This is a genomic window from Pseudomonas palmensis (assembly GCF_049942755.1).
GTDB lineage: Bacteria > Pseudomonadota > Gammaproteobacteria > Pseudomonadales > Pseudomonadaceae > Aquipseudomonas > Aquipseudomonas palmensis.
This window is the reverse complement of sequence record NZ_CP187958.1, coordinates 1,793,305-1,810,906: the sequence shown is the minus strand read 5'-3', so window position 1 is coordinate 1,810,906 and position 17,602 is coordinate 1,793,305. Positions and strand designations below refer to the sequence as shown.

Annotated in this window: 16 protein-coding genes and 1 riboswitch; of the genes, 6 read left to right on the top strand and 10 right to left on the bottom strand. The window is 64.5% G+C overall.

Translation table 11 applies throughout. The features are described 5' to 3' along the window. Positions 1–28: 28 nt before the first annotated feature. Entirely contained in the window at positions 29–646 is a 618-nt protein-coding gene (gene trhA, locus ACPRTJ_RS08215) for a PAQR family membrane homeostasis protein TrhA (RefSeq protein WP_043862136.1), read from the top strand. A 69-nt stretch (positions 647–715) separates the two neighbouring features. Here trhA and ACPRTJ_RS08210 read toward each other — a convergent pair whose 3' ends face one another. Both ACPRTJ_RS08210 and ACPRTJ_RS08205 read right to left on the bottom strand, forming a co-directional pair. After that, complete coding sequence (locus ACPRTJ_RS08210) at positions 716–1,435, bottom strand: 16S rRNA (uracil(1498)-N(3))-methyltransferase (RefSeq protein ID WP_313326361.1); 720 nt, start codon at positions 1,433–1,435, stop codon at positions 716–718. Between the two features lie 110 nt (positions 1,436–1,545). Further along, positions 1,546–2,952 (bottom strand): adenosylmethionine--8-amino-7-oxononanoate transaminase, encoded by a 1,407-nt coding sequence (locus tag ACPRTJ_RS08205; protein WP_058541630.1) that lies wholly within the window; start codon positions 2,950–2,952, stop codon positions 1,546–1,548. 190 nt (positions 2,953–3,142) lie between these two features. Here ACPRTJ_RS08205 and ACPRTJ_RS08200 point away from each other — a divergent pair, with 190 nt between their 5' ends. From ACPRTJ_RS08200 to ACPRTJ_RS08190, 3 genes are all read left to right on the top strand, one after another. Continuing rightward, entirely contained in the window at positions 3,143–4,909 is a 1,767-nt protein-coding gene (locus ACPRTJ_RS08200) for a flavin monoamine oxidase family protein (RefSeq protein WP_054915764.1), read from the top strand. A gap of 245 nt (positions 4,910–5,154) precedes the next feature. Next, positions 5,155–5,706 carry a cytochrome b gene (locus tag ACPRTJ_RS08195; RefSeq protein WP_043863618.1) on the top strand — a complete coding sequence of 184 codons (552 nt, stop codon included), beginning with the start codon at positions 5,155–5,157 and terminating at the stop codon, positions 5,704–5,706. Between the two features lie 32 nt (positions 5,707–5,738). Beyond that, on the top strand, positions 5,739–6,317 hold the full coding sequence (locus tag ACPRTJ_RS08190) for a YceI family protein (RefSeq protein ID WP_043863617.1): 579 nt from the start codon (positions 5,739–5,741) through the stop codon (positions 6,315–6,317). 65 nt (positions 6,318–6,382) lie between these two features. On the opposite strand, the gene ACPRTJ_RS08185 is transcribed toward ACPRTJ_RS08190, so the two are convergent. The 5 genes from ACPRTJ_RS08185 to ahcY form a co-directional block, all read right to left on the bottom strand. Then, the gene (locus tag ACPRTJ_RS08185) at positions 6,383–8,275 is read right to left on the bottom strand and encodes a DEAD/DEAH box helicase (RefSeq protein WP_043863616.1); all 1,893 of its coding nucleotides are present in this window, start codon (positions 8,273–8,275) and stop codon (positions 6,383–6,385) included. 222 nt (positions 8,276–8,497) lie between these two features. After that, a complete protein-coding gene (locus tag ACPRTJ_RS08180) occupies positions 8,498–9,283 on the bottom strand; it encodes a substrate-binding periplasmic protein (protein ID WP_043863615.1) in 786 nt (261 codons plus the stop codon). Positions 9,284–9,331: 48 nt separating this feature from the next. Next, positions 9,332–10,414, bottom strand: coding sequence for a hypothetical protein (locus ACPRTJ_RS08175; RefSeq protein ID WP_100632922.1), 1,083 nt, complete (start codon positions 10,412–10,414; stop codon positions 9,332–9,334). A gap of 104 nt (positions 10,415–10,518) precedes the next feature. Beyond that, complete coding sequence (metF, locus tag ACPRTJ_RS08170) at positions 10,519–11,364, bottom strand: methylenetetrahydrofolate reductase [NAD(P)H] (RefSeq protein WP_043863614.1); 846 nt, start codon at positions 11,362–11,364, stop codon at positions 10,519–10,521. 96 nt (positions 11,365–11,460) lie between these two features. Next, entirely contained in the window at positions 11,461–12,870 is a 1,410-nt protein-coding gene (ahcY, locus tag ACPRTJ_RS08165) for an adenosylhomocysteinase (RefSeq protein WP_054915763.1), read from the bottom strand. Between the two features lie 21 nt (positions 12,871–12,891). Then, positions 12,892–12,997, bottom strand: a riboswitch (S-adenosyl-L-homocysteine riboswitch). Positions 12,998–13,180: 183 nt separating this feature from the next. On the opposite strand from ahcY, the gene ACPRTJ_RS08160 reads away from it, so the two are divergent. Beyond that, positions 13,181–13,579, top strand: coding sequence for an acyl-CoA thioesterase (locus ACPRTJ_RS08160; protein ID WP_043863612.1), 399 nt, complete (start codon positions 13,181–13,183; stop codon positions 13,577–13,579). Between the two features lie 32 nt (positions 13,580–13,611). Here the strand turns inward: ACPRTJ_RS08160 and ACPRTJ_RS08155 are convergent, their stop codons facing one another. Then, positions 13,612–14,907, bottom strand: coding sequence for a cation:dicarboxylate symporter family transporter (locus ACPRTJ_RS08155; protein WP_426428549.1), 1,296 nt, complete (start codon positions 14,905–14,907; stop codon positions 13,612–13,614). Positions 14,908–14,952: 45 nt separating this feature from the next. Further along, the gene (locus ACPRTJ_RS08150; protein WP_043863611.1) at positions 14,953–15,366 is read right to left on the bottom strand and encodes a VOC family protein; all 414 of its coding nucleotides are present in this window, start codon (positions 15,364–15,366) and stop codon (positions 14,953–14,955) included. 92 nt (positions 15,367–15,458) lie between these two features. On the opposite strand from ACPRTJ_RS08150, the gene ACPRTJ_RS08145 reads away from it, so the two are divergent. Beyond that, positions 15,459–16,340: a LysR family transcriptional regulator gene (locus tag ACPRTJ_RS08145; protein ID WP_078479851.1), complete on the top strand. Its 882-nt coding sequence runs from the start codon at positions 15,459–15,461 to the stop codon at positions 16,338–16,340. Here the strand turns inward: ACPRTJ_RS08145 and ACPRTJ_RS08140 are convergent. Then, positions 16,324–17,559 carry a cation:proton antiporter gene (locus ACPRTJ_RS08140; RefSeq protein ID WP_043863609.1) on the bottom strand — a complete coding sequence of 412 codons (1,236 nt, stop codon included), beginning with the start codon at positions 17,557–17,559 and terminating at the stop codon, positions 16,324–16,326. The two genes, ACPRTJ_RS08145 and ACPRTJ_RS08140, sit on opposite strands and share 17 nt — an antisense overlap. Between the last annotated feature and the right edge of the window lie 43 nt (positions 17,560–17,602).

Genomic DNA, 17,602 nt, shown 5'->3' with positions numbered 1-17,602 from the left:
CGAATCATTCTACGGAGGGCATCAATGCATGTACCACGGTGAACGTTTCAATGCCTGGACCCACCTGGTGGGCGCGGTTCTGGCCTGCATCGGCGCGATCTGGCTGCTGGTGGTGGCCGGGATGCAGGGCGACCCCTGGAAGATCGTCAGCCTGGCCATCTACGGCTTCACGCTGATGCTGCTGTACAGCACTTCGACCCTTTATCACAGCGTGCGCGGGCGGGCGAAGGTGATCATGCGCAAGCTCGATCACCTGTCGATCTACCTGCTGATTGCCGGCAGCTATACCCCGTTCTGCCTGGTGAGCCTGCGCGGTCCGTGGGGCTGGAGCCTGTTCGGGGTGGTGTGGGGGCTGGCGGTTATCGGCATGCTGCAGGAGATCAAGCCGCGCTCCGAGGCGCGCGTGCTGTCCATCGTGATCTACGCACTGATGGGCTGGATCGTGCTGGTGGCGGTCAAACCGCTGCTGGCCAGCCTGGGTACGGCGGGGTTCGCCTGGCTGGCGGCGGGGGGCGCGCTGTACACCATCGGCATCATCTTCTTTGCCTATGACAGCCGCTTCCGCCATTGGCATGGCATCTGGCACCTGTTCGTGATTGCCGGCAGCCTGCTGCACTTTATCGCGATATTTTTCTACGTGCTTTAGGGCCCCTTCGCCGGCAAGGCCGGCTCCTGCAGTAGGAGCCGGCCTTGCCGGCGAACGCCGCGACGCGGTCTAGAAGTCGCCCCACAGCTGCTGCGCCACTGCCAGCGCCACCACTGGCGCGGTTTCGGTACGCAGCACCCGCGGGCCCAGGCGCGCGGCATGGAACCCCGCCGCCTTGGCCTGTTCCACTTCTACGTCCGACAAGCCGCCCTCCGGCCCGATCAGAAACGCCAGGCTCGCGGGCCTGGCATGGCTGGTCAAGGGTTCGGCCACCGGGTGCAGCACCAGTTTCAGCGCCTCGTCTCGCGCCTTGAGCCAGTCTGCCAGCAGCACCGGCGAATGGATCGTCGGCACTGTCGAGCGCCCGCATTGTTCGCAGGCACTGATCGCCACCTGGCGCCAGTGGGCCAGGCGCTTGTCGGCACGTTCGTCCTTCAGACGCACCTCGCAGCGTTCGCTGACGATCGGGGTGATCACGCTGGCGCCCAGTTCGGTGGCCTTCTGGATCGCCCAGTCCATGCGCTCGCCACGGGACAGGCCCTGGCCCAGGTGCACGTGCAGGGGGGATTCGGCCTGGCCGGGGAGGGCCTGGGCGAGCGTGACGCGTACGCTCTTCTTGCCGACCTCGAGCAGTTCGCCCAGGTATTCCTGGCCGCTGCCGTCGAACAGTTGCACCGCATCGCCCGGCGCCATGCGCAGCACGCGGCCGATGTAGTGGGCCTGGGCCTCGGGCAGGTCGTGCTCGCCCAGGCTCAGGGGGGCGTCGATGAAGAAGCGGGACAGTCTCATGGTTCTGCTCTGAATAAGATGGAGGCAGTTCGGGCGCCATCGCGGGTCAAGCCTGCTCCTGCAGGGTCACAGGTGATCCCTGTGGGAGCGGGCTTGCCCCGCGATGCTGTTTAGCCCGGATCGCGGAAATCAGGATGGAAATCGGCCGGCACCGCCACGCTCACGCTGCTGCGCGTGGCGATATCGATGCCCTCGCTGGCCACCTCGGCCAGGAAGTCGATCTGTTCGGGGGTGATCACGTACGGCGGCAGGAAGTACACCACGCTGCCCAGCGGGCGCAGCAGCGCACCACGGGTCAGGGCATGCTCGAACACCTTCAGGCCACGCCGCTCCTGCCACGGGTAGGCGGTCTTGCTGGCCTTGTCCTGCACCATCTCGATGGCCAGGGCCATGCCGGTCTGGCGCACTTCGGCCACATGCGGGTGGTCGACCAGGTGCGCGGTGGCCGTGGCCATGCGTGTGGCCAGGGCCTTGTTGGCCTCGATCACGTTGTCCTGCTCGAAGATGTCCAGGGTCGCCAGCGCCGCGGCACAGGCCAGCGGGTTGCCGGTATAGCTGTGCGAGTGCAGGAACGCGCGCAGGGTCGGGTAATCGTCGTAGAACGCGCTGTACACCTCATCGGTGGTCAGGCACGCGGCCAGCGGCAGGTAGCCGCCGGTGAGGGCCTTGGACAGGCACAGGAAGTCGGGGCGGATGCCGGCCTGCTCGCAGGCGAACATCGTGCCGGTGCGCCCGAAGCCTACGGCGATCTCGTCGTGGATCAGGTGCACGCCGTAGCGGTCGCACGCCTCGCGCAGCAGCCTGAGGTACACCGGGTGGTACATGCGCATGCCGCCGGCGCCCTGGATCAGCGGTTCGACGATCACGGCGGCGATGCTCTGGTGGTGCTCGGCCAGGGTCTGTTCCATGGCGGCGAACATCGTGCGCGAATGGTCTTCCCAGCTCACGCCCTCGGGGCGCAGGTAGCAGTCGGGGCTGGGCACCTTGAGGGTGTCGAGCAGCAGTGCCTTGTAGGTCTCGGTGAACAGCGGCACGTCGCCCACCGACATCGCCGCGATGGTCTCGCCGTGGTAGCTGTTGCTCAGGGTGACGAAGCGCTTCTTGTCCGGCTGGCCCTTGTTGAGCCAGTAATGGAAGCTCATCTTCAGCGCCACTTCGATGCACGATGAGCCATTGTCGGCGTAGAAGCAGCGGTTCAGGCCCTCGGGGGTGAGCTTGACCAGGCGCTCGGACAGCTCGATCACCGGCTGGTGGCTGAAGCCTGCGAGGATCACGTGTTCGAGTTGGTCGACCTGGTCCTTGATGCGCTGGTTGATCTTCGGGTTGGCGTGGCCGAACACGTTGACCCACCAGGAACTCACCGCGTCGAGGTAGCGCTTGCCTTCGAAGTCTTCGAGCCATACGCCTTCGCCACGCTTGATCGGGATCAGCGGCAGGTGCTCGTGGTCTTTCATCTGGGTGCAGGGATGCCACAGGACCTTGAGGTCACGTTCCATCCACTGTTGATTCAGGCCCATGGGCTCTCTCCTGGCGACGCGGGTTCGGGTAACCGCGCAAGCCTATGCAAAGCGCCGGGGCAGGACAACCCATAAGGCGCAAACGGTGCGGGCATTAGTGGCAGGCCCGGGCGGCCTGACGTATCCTTCACCGACGTTTTTCCCGGGGGGTTCACCCCGCATTTTCCGCCTTTGATCCGGAGTTCGCCGAATGTCTGCTGGTTGGCTGCGCGCCTGCGCGCTGGTAATGATAGGGCTGTTCAGCGCGGGCGCCCTCGCGGCTGCCAAGCAGCCGACGGCCATCGTGGTCGGTGGCGGCCTGGCAGGCCTCACCGCCGCCTACGAACTGCAAAACAAGGGCTGGCAGGTGACCCTGCTGGAAGCCAAGCCGGGCATGGGCGGGCGTTCGGGCCTGGCCACCAGCGAGTGGATCGGCAACAGCAAGGCCCAGCCGACCCTCAACCGCTACCTCGACACCTTCAAGCTGGCCACCCTGCCGGCGCCGGAGTTCGTGCGCGTACCGAGCTACCTGATCGATGGCGAGTACTTCAGCGCCGCAGACCTGGCCACCAAGCAGCCGGCCACCGCCGAGGCACTCAAGCGCTACGAGAAGACCCTCGACGACCTGGCGCGCTCGATCAGCGACCCTGAAAACCCGGCGGCCAACAGCACCCTGTTCGCCCTCGACCAGCTCAACGTTTCCGGCTGGCTGGACAAGCTGCAACTGCCACCGACCGCGCGCCAGCTGGTCAACCAGCAGATCCGTACCCGCTATGACGAGCCTTCGCGCCTGTCGTTGCTGTATTTCGCGCAGCAGACCCGCGTGTACCGCGATGTGAGCGATCGCGACCTGCGCGCCGCCCGTCTGCCCGGCGGCAGCCCGGTGCTGGCGCAGGCTTTCGTCAAGCAACTGAAGACCATCAAGACCAGCGCACCGGTCAGCGCGATCATCCAGGACAAGGACGGCGTCACGGTCAAGGTCGGCGCGGTGGGCTACAGCGCCGACTACGTGGTGCTGGCGGTACCGTTGCGCGCCCTGGCCAAGATCCAGATGACCCCGGGCCTGGACAACCAGCACCTGGCGGCGCTCAAGGGCACCAACTACGGCTGGCGCGACCAGCTGCTGCTCAAGTTCAAGACCCCGGTCTGGGAAAGCCGTGCGCGCATGTCGGGCGAAATCTACAGCAACACCGGCCTGGGCATGCTGTGGATCGAGCCGGCGCTCAAGGGTGGCGCCAACGTGGTGATCAACCTGTCCGGTGACAACGCGCGCCTGCTGCAGGCGTTCGGCGACAAGCAGATGGTCGACCAGGTGCTGATTCGCCTGCATGCGTTCTACCCGCAGGCGCGTGGCGCGTTCACCGGTTATGAAGTGCGTCGCTACAGCACCGATGCCGGTACGGGCGGTGCCTACCTCGCCTACGGGCCGGGGCAGATCAGCAAGTTCTGGCGCCTGTGGGAGCGTCCGGTGCAGCGCGTGGCGTTTGCCGGCGAACACACCGATGCGCTGTACCCCGGCACCCTGGAAGGCGCTCTGCGCAGCGGCCAGCGCGCGGCGGGCCAGGTGGTGGACATGTCCAATGGCAAGTCGTTCGACCCGGCCAAGCTGGCGCCGGTGGCGGCCGGGGCCGCAGCGGCAGCGGTGGCGGCCAAGGACAGCAAGCCTGGCTTCTTCTCGCGGTTGTTCGGTGGCGGTGACAAGCCGGTAGACAAAGCGCCGGCCAAGCCGGTTGATGCGGCGCCAGCTCCTGCGCCTGCCCCAGCCCCAGCCGCTGCACCTGCGCCGGCGCCAACGCCCGCTGCGGCTGCGCCAGTAGCCAGGCAGGCGCCGGCAAAGCCTGCGCCTGCTGCCAAGAAGGCCCCGGCGAAAGCTGCGCCAGCCAAGAAGCCTGCGGCCAAGGCCCAGCCGGTCAAAAAGCCTGCGGCCAAGCCGGTGGCGAAGAAGCCGGCGGCGGCTACGCAAGCCAAGACGCAGTAATGCAGTGACCGCATCGCGGGTCAAGCCCGCTCCCACAGGATCGCCGAAGACCCTGTGGGAGCGGGCTTGACCCGCGATGCGCGTCCAGCAGCACCAGAATTCCTTCCTGCCGAGTTAATGTTTCCTTAACCTGTTCGTCTCACACTAAAGATCATGTTTCTCGATCGTTCAAAGCGAAATTTTCCGCTTTAATTCGATAGATAACCGGTTAGTCTTGGGCACAGTTCTTACAGGGAAACACGGCAATGCAACTGCGCAATTCTCCTTCTCGCTATGGCGTGGTCAGTATCGTCCTGCACTGGGGCGTGGCCCTGGCGGTCTTCGGCCTGTTCGGCCTGGGGCTGTGGATGGTCGGCCTGGACTACTACAGTGCGTGGCGCAAAACGGCACCCGACCTGCACAAGAGTATCGGCCTGACCCTGCTGGCGATCATGCTCGGTCGCGTGCTGTGGCGCTTCATCAGCCCGCCACCACCGGCCCCGGCTAACCACGGCCCGCTTACCCGCTTCGCCGCCAAGGCCGGCCACGGCCTGCTGTACGTGGGCCTGTTCGGGGTGATGATCACCGGCTACCTGATCTCCACCGCCGACGGCGTGGGCATCCCGGTGTTCGGCCTGTTCGAGGTGCCGGCACTGGTCAGCGACCTGCCCAACCAGGCGGATGTCGCCGGGGAAATCCATTTCTACCTGGCCTGGGGGTTGGTGATCTTCGCCGGCCTGCATGGCCTGGCCGCCCTCAAGCACCACTTTATCGACCGTGACGCGACCCTCACCCGCATGCTGGGCCGCAAAGCTTGATGTTCAACCTCAACTCCAAAGGAATAGAAGTAATGTTGAAAAAGACTTTTGCCGCTCTGGCGCTCGGTACCGCCCTGTTCACCGCTGGCCAGGCCATGGCTGCCGACTACAAGATCGACAAGGAAGGCCAGCACGCCTTCATCGACTGGAAAGTCAGCCACCTGGGCTACAGCTTCATCCACGGCACCTTCAAGGACTGGGACGGTACCTTCAGCTGGGATTCCGCCAAGCCGCAGGACAGCAAGATCTCGGTAGACGTGAAGACCGCCAGCCTGTGGTCCAACCACGCCGAGCGTGACAAGCACATCGCCAGCAAGGACTTCCTGGACGTTTCGAAATTCGCCGACGCCAAGTTCGTCTCCACCGCCGTCAAGCCCACTGGCGACAAGACTGCCGACGTGACCGGCGACCTGACCTTCCACGGCGTGACCAAGCCAGTGACCTTCAAGGCCACCTTCAACGGTGAAGGCAAGGACCCATGGGGCGGCGAGCGCGCCGGTTTCAACGCCACCACCACCCTGGACCTGAAAGACTTCGGCATCAAGCTGCCTGGCGACGTGGCACAGACCGCCCAGCTGGACATCTCGCTGGAAGGCGTCAAGCAGAAGTAATTGCCTGGCCTGTAAACAAGAACGCCGCCCCTAGGGGCGGCGTTCTTGTGTGCGCATTGGCGGGATCAGCGGTTGCGCGTCAGCAGCGCAGGCTTCTCGCCACGTGGGCGGCTTGGCAGCTGCTCGAGCTGTTCGGCGGTCGGGAACCGGTCGATCTTGGATTCCTTGTGCACGATCTTGGGCTGCGACTGGCCGTCACGCGGGTTGCGCACTGCCGGTTCCTGCGACGACTGATCGTCACGGGCCGGGCGACGGTTGCGGTTGTTGCTGCCGTCGCGGCGCGCCTGGCCATCGCGACCACCGCCACCGCTGCGTGCACCACCGCGCTTCTCGCCATTGCTGCCGGCGCCACCGCTACGTGCACCACCACCGGTGTTGCTGCGTGGCTGGCCACCGCGGGGTGCGCCGGTGCCGGTACCGGCGGCTGCCGGTGCGCCCGGGCGACGGTTGCGGCCCTGGCCGCCCTTGTTCTGGTACGGGCTGACGTAGTCGGCACGGTTGCCGAAGTTGTCCACTTCGTCGTCCAGGAAGGCTTCAGGGTCACGGTCGGCCGGGATTTTCGGAACTACTGCTGCCTGACCCGAGGGTGCCTGGCGGGTTTTGCTGTTGTCACGGGGCTTGCGCTCTTGGCGCCCGCCGGCGGCCTTCTCAGTGGCTCTGTCGCCTGCGGGCTTATCCTTTTCCTGGCCTTTGTCCTTGCCCTTGTCCTTGCGCCCGCCGGCATTGCTGCCGTCGGCACGCTGGCCACGGCCACCGCGCGGGTTCATCTGCGGACGTTCACGGGCTTCGGGTTTTTCGGCTTCGACCGTCGAGGCATCGAAGCCCATCAGGTCGCCGTCCTGGATTTTCTGGCGGGTGACGCGCTCGATGCTCTTGAGCAGCTTCTCTTCGTCCGGCGCCACCAGCGAGATGGCCTCGCCGGAACGGCCCGCACGGCCGGTACGGCCGATACGGTGCACGTAGTCTTCCTCGACGTTGGGCAGCTCGAAGTTGACCACGTGGGGCAACTGGTCGATGTCCAGGCCGCGGGCGGCGATGTCGGTGGCGACCATGATGCGCACGGTGCCGGCCTTGAAGTCGGCCAGGGCCTTGGTGCGCGCATTCTGGCTCTTGTTGCCGTGAATCGCCGCGGCAGTCAGGCCGTGCTTCTCGAGGTACTCGGCCAGGCGGTTGGCGCCGTGCTTGGTACGTGTGAAGACCAGCACCTGCTCCCAGGCACCCTGGGTGATCAGGTGGGCCAGCAGGGCACGCTTGTGGCTGGCGGGCAGACGGTACACACGCTGCTCGATACGCTCGACCGTGGTATTGGGCGGCGTGACCTCGATGCGCTCGGGGTTGTGCAGCAGCTTGTCGGCCAGGTTGGTGATGTCCTTGGAGAAGGTCGCCGAGAACAGCAGGTTCTGGCGCTTGGCAGGCAAGCGTGCGAGGACCTTCTTCACGTCATGGATGAAGCCCATGTCGAGCATGCGGTCGGCTTCGTCGAGCACCAGGATCTCAACGTGGCTCAGGTCGACGCTGCCCTGGCCGGCGAGGTCCAGCAGACGGCCGGGGCAGGCCACCAGCACGTCGACGCCGCGGGACATGGCCTGCACCTGCGGGTTCATGCCGACACCGCCGAAGATGCAGGCGCTGACGAACTTGAGGTCGCGGGCGTAGATCTTGAAGCTGTCGTGGACCTGGGCGGCGAGTTCGCGGGTGGGGGTCAGCACCAGTACCCGCGGCTGGCGTGGGCCATGGCGCTGGGACTTGTCGGGGTGGCCACCTGGAAACAGGCGTTCGAGAATCGGCAGTGCAAAGCCACCGGTTTTACCAGTACCTGTCTGCGCCGCGACCATCAGGTCGCGACCTTGCAACACGGCGGGAATGGCCCGCTGTTGCACCGGCGTAGGCTGGGTATAGCCCGCTGCCTCGATAGCGCGGACTAGAGCCTCGGAGAGACCGAGGGAAGCAAAGGACATGAGTAATCCTGTTCTAGTGGGGGCTAAGCCCTATGGGAAGTTCGTGCCTGGCGCGACGGGCATCAGGTGATGCTATCGCGTCCGGTCCTGCTGGGCCTTCAATGCGCATCCGGGGGGCGGCGGGCGGGCTCTGGGCGCGCTGTCCTGCCGATCGGGATGCCTTTTGCAAAGCCGAGCGTCCGGGCGTAAGCCTGGCGGGGTTGGCGGAGTATAACAGAGCAATCAGTGCGTGCTGCGTTCCTGCTGCTCAACGGTTTGCGGAATATTCACCTCGGCGCCTGCGTAGCGTGCGTTCAGCTCGGCATAGGCCGGCTCCTGCTTGAAGCGGCGCAGCTCGGCGGCGAAGCGTTGCGCCAGCAGGTCCATGCCGGCATTGCGGCGTACTGCCAGGAACTGGGGCTGGCGGTCGATCACCAGCCCCAGTTCGCTGACCTGTTGCTCCAGGCCCAGGCTCTTGATCACATGCCGGCCAACCCGGCGATCGGTGACCAGCAGGTCGATGCGCCCCAGTTGCAGCTTGCCCAGGTTGGCTTCCAGGGTAGGTGCCGGCTCGCGCTTGAAGTCGGGTGAATCGGCAAACGCCGGGCCGTAGGTATAGCCGGGCGCGGTGCCCACGGTCAGCCCCTTGAGGTCTTCCAGGTGCCTGATGGCGTGGGGCCGGGCGTTGGCCTGGAACAGCACGAACTCCACGTGCGACAGCGGTTCGCTGGGGTAGAACAGCTGGGCGTCGCGCTGCTCGGTCTTGAAGATGTCGAGCACGCCGTCGGCCAGCCCCTGTTCGACCATCGCCAGGCAGCGCTTCCATGGCAGGAACTGCCATTGCACCTCGATGCCCAGGCGCTTGAACACCTCGGCGGTGACCTCGTAGTCGATGCCCTTGGCCTCTCCGTTTTCCTGGTACACATAGGGCGGCCAGGGGTCGGTGACGATGCGCAGCCTCTCGCCATGAGCCAGGGTACTCAGGCAGGCGAGAAACAGGGCGGCGAACAGTCGGTAAAGATCGGGCATGGCTGGAGAGTACGATGGCTGCTCGAGAATGGCCAGCGCGCCCAGGCTTCAGCCCTCGCGGCGCTGCTCCAGGTGAGCTTTCACGATCGGCAGCTGACGACCCAGGGCCAGGCGCATGCCTGGATGCCTGAACCACTGCCCGAGCTGGTTGGCGCAGGCGGGCTTGCCCTGGCGCCTCTCGACGTTCTCCAGGGCTTTTTCCCACCAGGCCTGGGCGCAGGCGCGATCGAATTCGTTGGCATAGGGATGACAGCCGTAGGCCAGCTCACGCATGAACTGACGTTGCCTTGCCGGCAGCAACAGCCCCAGCAGCTTGCAGTGCAGGCGTTGCAGCAGCGGCGGGCGTGGCAGCTGTGTGTTGACCTGGGCGATATCGGCCATGGCCTGTGTCGAGAGCGGGTCGCTACCGTGCTTGTTCAGCCAGGCCTGGATCTTGGCTCGGAACAGTTGCTTGCGGCTCCAGTAGTGGTGGATCAGGTCGGGGCATTCCTGCACGTTCAAGGTGTCATGGGCGGCGACCGCCAGGCAGAACTCTTCGAGGGTATAGGCGCGCGGGGCCAGCGGATAGAACTCGTCCATCAAGGCGATGGACTGGTCGAGCAGGCCCGCGTCCTGCCGGTACAGGCCGATGACGCCCGAATTGAGCAATGGCATGCCGTCTTTGGCCAGGCCGCGTGCCTGCAGTGGGCCTGCAAGGTTTTGGTACAGTGCGCATTGCTGATTTACGCCGTATTTGCCGCCGACCGCATTGCACAGCAGCGTGCCGGGCTGCATGCGCCGGAACAGCTCGATGGGTGACTGATGGAAAAACGTGTCGGTGTCGATCAGCAGGGCGTGTTCGTGGTCCTGCAGCACCTGGCGCAGCAGCACGTGCTTGGTGCGAAAGTGATAACCGTGCGGCTCGCTCCATGCCTTGCGGGTGTCGGCATCGAGTGCATGCACCGTTACCGGCAAGTGGCGATAGGGGTGCGGGTCGTCGCTGAACACCTGGATATCGAGGTGTTCCCCCGGCGTCTTGTGCAGGTTGGCCAAGGCGCTGGAGATGCTGAACTGCGCTTCCTGATGGTAAGTCTGGGCACCGAAGACAAGATAGATCAGTTGGGGACGTGCGGAAGGGGAAGCGAGGGGCATAGAAACGCGAAGATCCGTATCTGTAAGGGAAAATGGAAAGGGCCTTAGCGTACGCTAAAGCCCTTACCGTTTTCGCAACTATTTATTACCGTGTTTGACAGTAATCAGCGTGGCAGCTTGAGGTTGTTCCACACTGCCAGGCTGGGTTCGGCCTGGTTCAGGGTATAGAAGTGCAGCCCCGGTGCGCCGCCTTGCAGCAGTTTTTCGCACATTTCGGTGATGACCTGTTCGCCAAAGGCCTGGATGCTTTGCACATCGTCGCCATAGGCTTCCAGCTGCTTGCGGACCCAGCGCGGGATCTCGGCGCCGCACGCATCGGAGAAGCGCGCCAGCTTGCTGTAGTTGGTGATCGGCATGATGCCGGGTACCACCGGGATGTCCACGCCCAGCTTCTGCACGCGCTCGACGAAGTGGAAGTAGCAGTCGGCGTTGAAGAAGTACTGGGTGATGGCGCTGTCGGCGCCGGCCTTGGCCTTGCGCACGAAATTGATCAGGTCGTCTTCGAAGTGACGGGCCTGGGGGTGCATTTCCGGGTAGGCGGCCACTTCGATGTGAAAGTGATCACCGCTTTCCTGGCGAATGAATTCGACCAGCTCGTTGGCGTAGCGCAGCTCGCCACTGGCCATGCCCATGCCCGACGGCAGGTCGCCGCGCAGGGCCACGATACGCTTGATGCCGGCGGCCTTGTACTGGGCCAGCAGGCTGCGCAGGTCGTCCTTGCTGTCGCCCACGCACGACAGGTGCGGCGCGGCCGGTACCTTCACTTCGCTTTCCAGCTGCAGCACGGTGTTGAGCGTGCGGTCGCGGGTCGAGCCACCGGCACCATAGGTGCAGGAGAAGAAGTCCGGGTTGTAGCTGGCCAGGGTGCGAGCCGTGGCGAGCAGTTTTTCATGTCCAGCGTCGGTCTTGGTCGGGAAGAACTCGAAGCTGTAACGGCGTTCCTGAGACATGGCGAAATCCTGGTAAACCGATCGTGCTGGCCAGCCGTGAGGCTGGCCACAGAAAAAAGCCGGTGACGCTGTGGCAGCGTCACCGGCTTTGGCCCATCAGTAGCGGTAGGCGTCTGGTTTGAACGGGCCTTCAACAGTCACGCCGATGTAGTCGGCCTGCTGTTTGGTCAGTTGGGTTACCACGCCGCCGAAACCGCGGACCATTTCCAGGGCCACTTCTTCGTCGAGTTTTTTCGGCAGTACTTCAACGGTCAGGCGCTCGGCTTTCTGGGCCGGCGACAGGTCGGCGTACTTCTGGCCGAACAGGAAGATCTGTGCCAGTACCTGGTTGGCGAACGAACCGTCCATGATGCGGCTCGGGTGGCCAGTGGCGTTGCCCAGGTTCACCAGGCGGCCTTCGGCCAGCAGGATCAGGTAGTCGTCGTTCTGCGCGTCGAAATCGCCAGGGCCGGTACGGTGGATCTTGTGAACCTGTGGCTTGACCTCTTCCCATGCCCAGTTCTTGCGCATGAAGGCGGTGTCGATTTCGTTGTCGAAGTGACCGATGTTGCATACCACGGCGCGCTTTTTCAGGGCCTTGAGCATGTTGGCATCGCACACGTTGACGTTACCGGTGGTGGTCACGATCAGGTCGATCTTGCCCAGCAGGGCCTTGTCGACGCTGGCTTCGGTGCCGTTGTTGATACCGTCGATGAACGGCGAAACCAGCTCGAAGCCGTCCATGCAGGCTTGCATGGCGCAGATCGGGTCGACTTCCGAGACCTTGACGATCATGCCTTCCTGACGCAGCGACTGGGCCGAACCCTTGCCCACGTCACCGTAGCCGATCACCAGCGCCTGCTTGCCCGACAGCAGGTGGTCGGTGCCGCGCTTGATGGCGTCGTTGAGGCTGTGACGGCAGCCGTACTTGTTGTCGTTCTTGCTCTTGGTGACCGAGTCGTTGACGTTGATCGCCGGGATCTTCAGCTCGCCCTTGGCCAGCATGTCGAGCAGACGGTGCACACCGGTGGTGGTCTCTTCGGTCACGCCGTGAACGCGGTCCAGTACCTGCGGGTACTTCTTGTGCAGCAGCTCGGTGAGGTCGCCGCCGTCGTCGAGGATCATGTTGGCATCCCATGGCGCGCCATCCTTGAGGATGGTCTGCTCCAGGCACCACTCGTATTCCTGCTCGGTCTCGCCCTTCCAGGCGAATACCGGGATGCCAGCGGCGGCAATGGAGGCAGCGGCCTGATCCTGGGTGGAGAAGATGTTGCACGACGACCAGCGCACTTCGGCGCCCAGCGCGACCAGGGTCTCGATCAGCACGGCGGTCTGGATGGTCATGTGGATGCAGCCGAGGATTTTTGCACCCTTGAGCGGCTGTTCAGCGGCGTACTTGCGGCGCAGACCCATCAGGGCCGGCATTTCGGACTCGGCGATGATGGTTTCGCGGCGGCCCCAGGCAGCCAGGGACATGTCGGCGACTTTGTAGTCGGTAAAATCTGCAGGCGTGTTTACAGCGCTCATCAAGAGCCTCCATTCGTAGTGTGCGAATGGGCGCCGTTGTGCGTTTAGTGCCCGTGCGGGGAACCCCGTGCAGGCAACGCCCCATCCGAGCCTGACAGGAGAACCTGCTGCAGCGCCCCTCGGACAGGTGGCGGGAACGGCATCGAGTGGTGATGACCGTCTGTGAAGCGTTGGCGATTATAGCTGCGCCCGCGCATCGGCCCAAGGCTTTCTGTCAATTAATCGAGACGATAGTCGATGTTCAATGGAGGCCGCCGGCAGGCTCTGCCATCATTGTCGGCATCGATTGGCAAGACGGTCAGGAGTACGCATGAACTTTCACACCCGCAAATGGGTAAAACCCGAAGACCTCAACCCCAACGGCACCCTGTTCGGTGGCAGCCTGCTGCGCTGGATCGACGAAGAGGCGGCGATCTACGCGATCGTGCAACTGGGCAACCAGCGTGTGGTGACCAAGTACATCTCGGAGATCAACTTCGTCAGCGCCTCGCGCCAGGGCGACATCATCGAGCTGGGCATCACCGCCACCGAATTCGGCCGCACCTCCATCACCCTCAAATGCGAAGTGCGCAACAAGATCACCCGCAAGAGCATCCTCACCGTCGACAAGATGGTCTTCGTCAACCTGGGTGAGGACGGCTTGCCGGCACCCCATGGGCGTACCGAGATCAAGTTCATCAAGGATCAGTTCGATACCTCGGTGGAATGACGGCGGTAGCTGCACAGTTCAAGCTTCAAGCTTCAAGCTTCAAGCTTCAAGTCAGGGGCAGCGGGGCTGGCGGGGGCGGTTTGGCCAGGTGCCTTGAGCTGGCCCTCCCAGCGTGCGATCACCAGTGGCGCCAGCGCGTTACCCAGCACGTTGAGTGCAGTGACCGGCATGTCCATCAGCCGATACACCCCGGCGATGATCGCCACGCCCTCGACCGGCAGCCCTGCCGCGGTCAGCGTGGCGGTGAGGATGATGAACATGAAGCCCGGCACCCCCGCCGCACCCTTGGAGGTCAGCACCATGATCAGCATCAGCATCGCCTGGTCAGCCAGGCCCAGATCGATGCCATAGGCCTGGGCGATGAACAGCGTGCCAAGCGCTGCGAACAGCGACGCGCCATCGAGGTTGAATGAATACCCCAACGGAATGACCATGCTGCTGATCGGGCGTGGCGCGCCGTAGCGCTCCATCTTCTCGATCAGTTGCGGCATCACCGTGGCCGAGGCGGCGCTGCTGTAGGCCAGCAGCAACTCGCTGCGTATCTCGCGCAACAGGTGGAAGAACCGCACCCCCGCCAGCCTGGCCACCGCCCCCAGCACGCACAGCGCAAACAGCAGCACCGCCACGTAGGTAATGCCGATCAGCTTGGCCAGCGGCAGCAGTGCGCTCAGGCCGAAGCTGGCAACGGTGACGCCGATCAGCCCGAAGATGCCGATGGGTGAGTAGTGCATCACCAGGTGGGTGACCTTGAACATGGTGTCCGATACGCCCTGCATCACGCTGATCAACGGTGCCTTCTGCTGCTGGGGCAGCATCGACAGGGCGCAGCCGAACAGGATGGCGAAGAACAGCACCGACAGCAGCTTGCCCTCGGCCATGGCCAGCACGATGTTGTCTGGCACGATGGCCACCAGGGTGCGCCCCAGGTTCTGCGTTTCGGTGCTGGATGCCAGCGTGGTGACCGGTGCCTGCAGCGTGCTGCTGAAGTCCGCGCCGGCGCCGGGCTGGAACACGTTGCCGACCACCAGCCCGAACAGGATCGCGATGCTGGTGATGGTGAAGAAGTACACGAACGTCTTCATCCCGACCCGGCCCAGGGCGCGCGTGCTGCCGGCGCCGGCGATGCCGACGGTCATGCAGGCGAACACCAGCGGTACCACGATCATCTTCATCAGCTTGATGAACAGGTCGCCGGCCGGCTGCAGCAGGTTGTCGATGAACCAGGCCTTGTGCTCGGGGAACTGGTTGAGAAGGATGCCGACGATCACGCCGGCGACCAGGCCGATCATGATGCGCGTGACCAGGCTGGAAGGTGTGCGAATGCCCATGGGGTGCCCCTTGTTGTTGTGGTTGTGGGGAGTGCGAAGGGTGCGTTACTGCGCGAACAGGCCGGCGAAATCCTTGAAGCCCTTGACCTCGATCGGATTGCCGCTGGGGTCGAGGAAGAACATCGTGCGTTGTTCGCCCGGCTCGCCCACAAAGCGCACCACCGGCGGGATCTCGAATGCCAGGCCACGCCGGGTGAGGCGCACGGCCAGGGTCATCCACTCGTCCAGTGGCAGTACCACGCCGATATGCGGCATCAGTACCTTGTGCTCGCCAACCTGCCCGGTACGGGTGGTGGCGAACGGCGTGCCCAGGTGCAACGAGAGCTGGTTGCCGAAGAAGTCGAAGTCGACCCAGGTCGCGGTGCTGCGCCCTTCGGTGCAGCCCAGAACATCTCGATAAAAAATACGCGCCTGTTCCAGGTCGCAAACGTGGTATGCAGCGTGAAAGGGTCTGTTCATGGCGTATCCCCCGTGTGGTTGAGCGTTGAGGGTAAGTAGGCCGTGTGACGGGGTAAAACGGCTTTGCCTTGCTCTGAGCGAAAGAAAAACTTATGGATGTGCGCTTTCTGAAAAGCCTGGTGGCAGTGGTGGAAACCGGCTCGATTGCCGCGGCCGCGCGTCGCGAGAACCGCACGGCAGCGGCGATCAGCCAGCGCGTGCAGGCGCTGGAACGCACACTGGGCTGCACCTTGCTGCTGCGTACTGCGCATGCCATCCGCCCCTCGGACCAGTGCCTGCTGCTGTTGCCCAGAATCCAGGCGATCATCGAGCAGGCGCGTGAACTGCAGCACGACCTGAGCCAGGACGGATTGACGGGGGACGTCAGGGTGGGCGCGGTGTCGACGGCGTTGACCGGGGTATTGCCGGGGCTTATCGAGCGTCTGGCGCGATCGGCGCCGGGGCTCAAACTGCAGATCACCCCGGGTGATTCGCGCAGCCTGTACGAGAAGGTGCTCGGCGGCGAACTGGATGCCGCGATTCTGGTGCGCCCGCCCTTCACGCTGCCCAAGGCACTGGCGCTGCAGGTGCTAAAGGTCGAGCCGCTGATTCTGATCGCGCCGGCTGCACAGGCCGCGCTGACCCCCGATACGTTGCTGCGCGAGCACCCGTTCATTCGCTATGACGCACAGTCGTGGGGCGGGCAGATCGCCCAGCGCTACCTGGATGAGCAACTGATCACGCCGCAGTTGCTGTGCGAGCTGGATGCGCTGGAAACCATCGTGATGCTGGTGGCCCAGGGCATGGGGGTATCGTTGGTGCCGCAATGGGCCGGCATGCCCCATGAGGGCATCTGTGCCTGGACGCTGGGCGATGACCCGCGCCACGCGCGGGCACTGGTGGTGCTGCACGGCTCGACGCCGCGCCGGCCAGTGGCGATGCGGCATCTGCTGGGGCTGCTGGGCAGCCCCTCGCCGGTCAAGGCTGCTCGGTAACCCCGCGCACCACGCGACCGATGCTCAGGCCCTGCAGCAGGATCGACGACAGCACCACGATGTAGGTGATGCTCAGCAGCAGGTCACGTTCGGGACCCGATGGCAGCGACAGCGCCAGGGCCACGGACACACCGCCGCGCAGGCCGCCCCAGGTGAGCACGCGGATGGTGCCGCGCGGCACCGTTCTCCAGCGGCGCAGCATGACGATCGCCGGTGCCACGGTCAGCAGGCGCGACAGCAGGATCGCCACTGCCAGCACCCCGGCCGCAGCCAGGTGCATCCACGAGAACGGCAGCAGCAACAGCTCCAGGCCGATCAGCGCGAACAGCAGCGCGTTGAGCATGTCGTCGATCAGTTCCCAGAAGCCGTCCATGTAGCGCCGGGTCATGTCGTTCATAGCCAGGTTGCGACCCAGGTTGCCGATGATCAGGCCCGCTACCACCATCGCGATGGGCGCCGAGACGTGCAGTTCGTAGGCTGCGGCCGAGCCGCCGATCACCAGCGCCAGGGTCAGCATGACTTCCACCTGGTACTGCTCGATGCTCTTGATCATGCGGTAGGTGACGTAGCCGATCACCGCGCCGAACAGCGCGCCGCCGATGGCCTCGCGGGCGAACAGGATCGCGGTGTCGCTCACGCTCGGGGTCTCGCCCAGTTGTGCGATGCCCAGCAGCACGGTGAACACCACGACCGCGGTGCCGTCGTTGAACAGCGACTCGCCGACGATGGTGGTCTTCAGCGGCTTGGACGCATTGGCGGTACGCAGGGCGCCGAGCACCGCGATCGGGTCGGTGGGCGAGATCAGTGCGCCGAACAGCAGGCAGTACAGCAGGTTCACGTGCCAGCCGAACAGGGCGAAGATCCAGTGCGCCAGGTAGCCGATCACCACGGTGGCGATCAGCACGCCGACGGTGGCCAGGAGGCCGATCGGCCAGCGGTAGTCGCGCAGGTCGGCCAGGTTCACGTGCAGCGCCCCGGCGAACAGCAGGAACGCCAGCATCCAGTGCATCAGCAGGTCGTTGAAGTCGATCTGGCTCATCAGGCCCTGCACCCGTTCTTCCAGGCCCGGGTAGCCGATGACGCTCAGGCCCTGGAGTATCAGGGAAAACAGCAGTGCAGTGACCATCACGCCAATGGTCGGCGGCAGGCCGATAAAGCGGTAGTTCACATAGGTGAGGAGGGTGGTGAGGCAAATAAACGCGGCAACTAGCTCAAGCATCCTAGGTCCTGTAATGGCTTCCAAGTCAGTGCCCGAATGGCTC